The following is a 6,000-nucleotide window of genomic DNA, read 5'->3' on the forward strand; positions in this document are numbered from 1 at the left end:
TTAATTATCAACATGAGAAAATAAGTTATAGTGTTGACTAAACCTTTCTACTTAATACATGAGTTTAAGGTTATATAAATACTTTATGGTATAAAGTAAATTAAAGTAAGAAAAATAATTTACAGGAAAAACAGTTATGAAAAAGAACCCCTAATTATCAAATTTATGGCAAACCATATCATGTTTTAATTAATTTGCATGAAAAATATTAATCGCAAATTACATTAAATTAAAGACAGGTTAAAAAAAATACTAAAGAAATAACAATAGATAGATGAACCCCAAGTAGAATTAAAATTTCTAAAAAAAAATAAAAAAGTTTGAGAAATTAATCTCAAAAAGACTCAGAAGCAACCACAAATTAAGGAATTAAAGTAGGTAAAACTACCTACGTTGTTGTTTTTTCTCTAATCTGAAAGGTGGTGTCCTTTCAATAGTATCATAAGATTCTTGTTCTTCCTGAAGCTCATTAAAGAATGCATTAATTTCTTCCAATCTTTTGATTTTATCATTTTTCCTATTCAACTCATTTTGAAGGTTAATATAATCTTCACGAGGAATAGTTTGCTGTTTTAAATATTTGAGTTCGTTTTCTTTTGAATTAATTTCAGATTGAAGAGACATATACTCTTCACGAGGAACAGTTTTCTGCTTTAAATATTCAAGCTCATTATTTTTAGCAGCAATTTCACCTTCCAATTTAGTCTGAAGAGATATTAATTCTTCACGAGGAACAGTTTTTTCTTTTAAATATTCAATTTGAGTATTTTTTGATGCCAATTCAGTTTCCAATCTATTTTGAAGAGAAATATACTCATCTTTAGGGATAGTTTGCTGTTTAAGAGTATTGATTTGATTATCTAAATTAATCATTTCAGCTTCAAATTGGGATTGGAGATTAGTATACTCTTCTTTAGGGATAGTTTGTTGTTTTAAATTGTCAATTTCACAATTCATTTCATCGATTTTGGATTCGAATTGTGATTGAAGATCATCATACTCTTGTTTAGGAATAGATTGTTCTTTTAATATATCGAGTTGAGTATCTCTTTGAGAGATTTCATTTTCTTTTAAAATAAGTTCATTGTTTTTGAGCTCAATTTGTTTTTCAAGTTCCATTATTTGAGTTTTTGACTCTACATTATTTTCCAGTTTAATAACTTGAATCTTATAATCATCAATTGTTCTGGAAAGTGCGTTAATTTGAGCATCCTTTTCAGCAACACTTTTGTAGGATTCATTCAATCTTTCATTAACATCTGCCAATTCTTTTTTCTTGTATTCTCTTAATTGGTCAGCAAAATATTCTTTAATTTCATCAAGAGAATTGTTGACATAATCAAGTTCGTAAATTCTGTCCTCTTGATTTTTAATTAAACTATCTTTTTCATCGAGTTGCTTTTTCAAAAGGTTAATTTCATCTTCTGCTTTGAATTTAATAACAGAAACTTCTTTTTCTTTCTCTACAATGTCTTTTTCGAGTTCCCTAATCCTTTGAGGAGTATTATCATTAGCTCGTTCAACTTCAAGTTCAGTTAAATCTAATTTTAGCTTATTAAGCTCTAATAGGCAAGATCGAATTAAAGATTGTAGAGTATCTTTTTCAGCATCAATTCCTATTTCCATTCTATCCCTTAGTTTAAATTTTATCCCTATATCGTATTCAAATAATTCAAATTTTATGAATTTGAAAACTCCGATATATTGTACAATATAATTCCTTGCTATAAATTATTTATTTTATACTATTTAAATTAAACCATTAAATTATCCTAAAAATGAAAATAAAAACAATAAGAAAAAAGATAGAAAAAACAAAAAATTTTAAAAAAAATAAGAAAAATAAATTGATAAAATTAGAGTATTTTATCATTAATTAATTCTGCATTCAATATAGAAGCGCCAGCAGCACCACGAATAGTATTATGTCCAACTAAAACATATTTGAAGCTATTATCAAATGCTTTATCTTCTCTCAATCTGCCAACAGTAACGGCCATTCCATTACCTGCATTTCTATCCATTCTTGGCTGAGGACGGTCGTCTTCTTCTTTTACAATAACTGGATTTTCAGGAGCTGAATATAAATTTAGTTCTTGTGGCAATCCTTTGAAATTTTGCATACTGCCTTTTACATCAGCTATGTCAAATCCATCATTTAACTCAACAAATACTGCTTCAGTATGACCATCGATTACAGGTACCCTATGACATGATGCACTTAATTTGAAATTTGCATTAATTACATCGTTACCATCAAAAGAACCTAACAGATAGAGGGATTCGCTTTCCATTTTTTCCTCTTCACCACCGATGTAAGGAACGAGATTATCGACAATAGCCATTGATGGTACGCCATTATAACCTGCACCAGATACTGCTTGCATGGTTGAGACTCTAACAGCTTTCACATCAAAATTATCAACAATAGGTTTTAATGTTAAAGCTAATGCAATAGTGGAACAGTTAGGATTGGTGACTATGAATCCATCCCAGTCATTTTCCTTCTGTTGAGCATCAATCATATCTAAACATTGAGGGTTAACTTCAGGAATTACTAAAGGGATATTTTTCTTCATCCTGTGAGCACTTGCATTACTTGCAACAACATAATCCTTAGCGAAATCTTTTTCAACTTTTAATGCAAAATCAGCTGGAAGAGATGAGAATACAATATCTACATCATTATCCATTGCATCAGGGTTTGTTTCAACAACTTTAATATCTTTAACAGATTCTGGCATCTCTTCATTCATATACCAAGTTGTAGCATCCTCGTATCTTTTACCAGCGGAACGAGATGATGCTGCTAAAGCTGTAATTTCAAAATCAGGATGATTTTCAAGTAATTGAATAAATCTTTGACCTACCATACCAGTTGCGCCGAGTACACCAACATTTACCATATAACTCACCTATTCTAATCCTAAAACATCATTCATACTGCTTACAATACCTTTTTCAGCAGATGGAATATATCTAATGGCTCTGATTACACCAGCAATAAATACTTCTCTGGTATGAGCCTGATGTTTAACTTCCAAACGTTCACCATCACCAACAAACATTACAGTATGATCACCAACAATGTCTCCACCACGAATTGCATGAACACCAATTTCTTCAGGAGTTCTTTTGCCAACCAATCCATGTCTTCCGTAAACACCAACTTCTTCAGTGTCACGGCCAAGTTCTTCTGCAATAACTTCAAAAGCAGTCATAGCAGTACCGGATGGAGCATCCTTTTTTTGATTGTGGTGTGCTTCAATAATTTCAATATCAAAATCATATAATAATGGAGCCAATTTCTTTAAAGTGTTGAAAAATACATTAACTCCAATTGCCATGTTTGATGATATTACAGCAGGAACATTGTTTTCTTTAATATTTTTAATGTTTTCTGCCATTTGGTCATCAGTGAAACCGGTTGTTCCAACAACCACGCCAACACCGCAGGAGGTAGCTATTTTAATAGTTTCAACAGCCGCATGAGCAATAGTGAAATCAACCAAAACCTCAGCACCGGATGCTTTTAAAGTTTCTTCTAATTTTTCAGATCCGACAATTTCAACACCAAGTTCTCCGGCTCCAGCCTGAATACCTGCATCTTTTCCTGCTAAAGGAGTATTCGGCATTTCAATAGCTGCAACTACTTCCATATCATCTTGTTCTGTGATTTTTCTTATAATACCGGAGCCCATTCTACCTGCAGCTCCAGTTACTGCTACTTTAATCATAATAATACCAACTTAAATTAAATCAGAATCTTTTAATGCTTTTTTAAGAATTTCTAAGTTTTCTTCTTTCATTTCACATAATGGTTGTCTGAGAGGTCCTGAAGGAAGTCCCATTAAATTCATTGCAGTTTTAACAGGAACAGGGTTACTTTCAACAAAAAGAGCCCTTATTATATCAAGCATTTCATAATGAAGCTCGAACGCTCTTGTATAATCATCATTTAAAATACTATTAACCATTAAGACCATTCTTCTTGCATCAATATTTGCAGATGCACTGATTACACCGGTTCCTCCAACAGCCATAATCGGTAAAGTTAAAGAATCTTCACCTGAAAGAATGTTGAAATCATCTTCAAGACCTTCACGAGAAAGTGCCTGATATATGTCTGAAACTTTATCAACACTGCCACTAGCCTCTTTAATGGCTTCAACACCATCAATTTTAGCTAATTCAACAGCTGTTTCAACGGCAATATCAGATCCTGTACGTGATGGTACATTATAAGCAATGAGCGGAATGTCACAAGCGGCAGCTACAGTACCATAATGGTCCACTAAAGCATGCTGTTGAGGCTTATTATAGTAAGGAGTGATTAATAATGCTGCATCAGCACCAACATCAACAGAGAATTTGGTAAGTGAAATAGCTTCGGAAGTGGCATTACTTCCTGTTCCGGCAATTGTCTGAACTCTACCGTCAACTTCATCAACCAATATTTCAATGACCTTTTGATGCTCTTCATGAGAAATTGTAGCTGATTCTCCTGTAGTACCAGCACCCACTAAACCATCTACCCCCTGATCAATTAGATAATTGATGTTTGACCTGAATCCTTCCTCATCAATTTCTTTATCTTCAGTAAATGGAGTTACCATTGCGACATATGTTCCTTCAAATTTCATTGTAAAACCTCATTAACTAATTTACATGCTTTTTCACCATCTTTCCAATCAACAAAAAGTACTACTGCTGTTTGAGATGAAGTAATTTCTACAATATTAATGTTATTTTTTCTAAGCGGTTCTGTAATACCAGAAATAATTCCCGGAGTTTCAATAATGTCCGGGCTTACTAAAGTAATCATAGCTGTGTCTCTACCTAAAGAAAGAGAACTTAAAACTTCAGTTTCAACCACTAAATTATGTAAAATATGATAAGCCTGTTCTGCATCTTTCTTACTGACAAATGTTGTAATTGAATTTTGACCTGCAGAAATTCCAAAAATATTTATATCATTTTTAGCAAGACATCCAGTTAAATCAGCCAGAAGTCCTACTTTTTTAAGCATTGCTTCTCCAACGAGAACTATAAGTGAAATAGGTTCCTTGTAAAGAGATACGGATTTTAAAATATCTCCTTCAAAAGGTCCGGTGATACGAGTACCCTTAGATTTTAAATCACCGTTTTTAAAATTGATAATTTTTGCGCTAATTAATGGATCTTTATATTTTAATGCATGAGGATGCAAAACCTGTGCACCATGAGTGGCCAAATCCCTCATTTCTTCAACTGTTATTTCCTCTAACAATTCAGCCTCTTCAATTTTATTAGGATCAGTTGACATTACACCATCCACATCTGTAACAATTACGACCTCATTTGCATTTAAACAATGCCCGATTAAAAATGCTGAAATATCACTTCCGCCTCTTCCAAGAGTTGTGATTTCACCACTAGGTCCTTTTCCTAAAAATCCACAGATAACCGGAATGATACCTTGGTTTACAAGATTTTCAATTCCATTAATTTTCTTGTTGGTTGTGTTGAAATCAATCTTTGCTTCAAGAGAATTGGAATCAGTCATGATAGGCCATAACTCATTATAAGGATCAATAAACTCAGATTTCACACCTAAAGATTCAACAGTTGCTGAGAATAATCTAGCACTGGTTAATTCACCCATAGCCATGATGCTTGCCTTCTGCTTATCGGTTAAACCGTCACCAATTGCATCATTGGATAAATCAATTAACTCATCGGTAGTCTTATTTACTGCAGAAACCACAACTACTACCTGATTGCCTTTCATATACTCATTTACTACGGACTGCGCCGCTTTTTTAATTCTGGAACCATCACCAACCGAGGTTCCGCCAAATTTTGCTACTATCAAATCCATTAAATTCACCTATTTCAAAAACTGTTAAAAAGTTTTGCATATTTTTGAACTTACAAAAATATTAATTTATATTTATATCTAATCATATTAATATACTTTTAACTAAAATTACATCAAATAAATTGAAAATTATTTTAATA

General features: G+C 32.5%; 5 protein-coding genes. All 5 read right to left on the reverse strand.

Translation table 11 applies throughout. The features are described from left to right. Nucleotides 1–384: 384 nt before the first annotated feature. Nucleotides 385–1,626, reverse strand: coding sequence for a hypothetical protein (locus tag IJL02_RS01365; protein ID WP_292808235.1), 1,242 nt, complete (start codon nt 1,624–1,626; stop codon nt 385–387). A 230-nt stretch (nt 1,627–1,856) separates the two neighbouring features. Then, nucleotides 1,857–2,906: an aspartate-semialdehyde dehydrogenase gene (gene asd, locus IJL02_RS01370; RefSeq protein ID WP_292808237.1), complete on the reverse strand. Its 1,050-nt coding sequence runs from the start codon at nt 2,904–2,906 to the stop codon at nt 1,857–1,859. A gap of 9 nt (nt 2,907–2,915) precedes the next feature. After that, the gene (dapB, locus tag IJL02_RS01375) at nt 2,916–3,737 is read right to left on the reverse strand and encodes a 4-hydroxy-tetrahydrodipicolinate reductase (protein ID WP_292808239.1); all 822 of its coding nucleotides are present in this window, start codon (nt 3,735–3,737) and stop codon (nt 2,916–2,918) included. 12 nt (nt 3,738–3,749) lie between these two features. Then, nucleotides 3,750–4,643: a 4-hydroxy-tetrahydrodipicolinate synthase gene (dapA, locus tag IJL02_RS01380; protein ID WP_292808241.1), complete on the reverse strand. Its 894-nt coding sequence runs from the start codon at nt 4,641–4,643 to the stop codon at nt 3,750–3,752. Continuing rightward, complete coding sequence (locus IJL02_RS01385; protein ID WP_292808243.1) at nt 4,640–5,860, reverse strand: aspartate kinase; 1,221 nt, start codon at nt 5,858–5,860, stop codon at nt 4,640–4,642. Before IJL02_RS01385 ends, dapA begins: the two co-directional genes overlap by 4 nt. Between the last annotated feature and the right edge of the window lie 140 nt (nt 5,861–6,000).

Source organism: Methanobrevibacter sp., from assembly GCF_017427765.1.
Classification (GTDB): Archaea; Methanobacteriota; Methanobacteria; order Methanobacteriales; family Methanobacteriaceae; genus Methanocatella.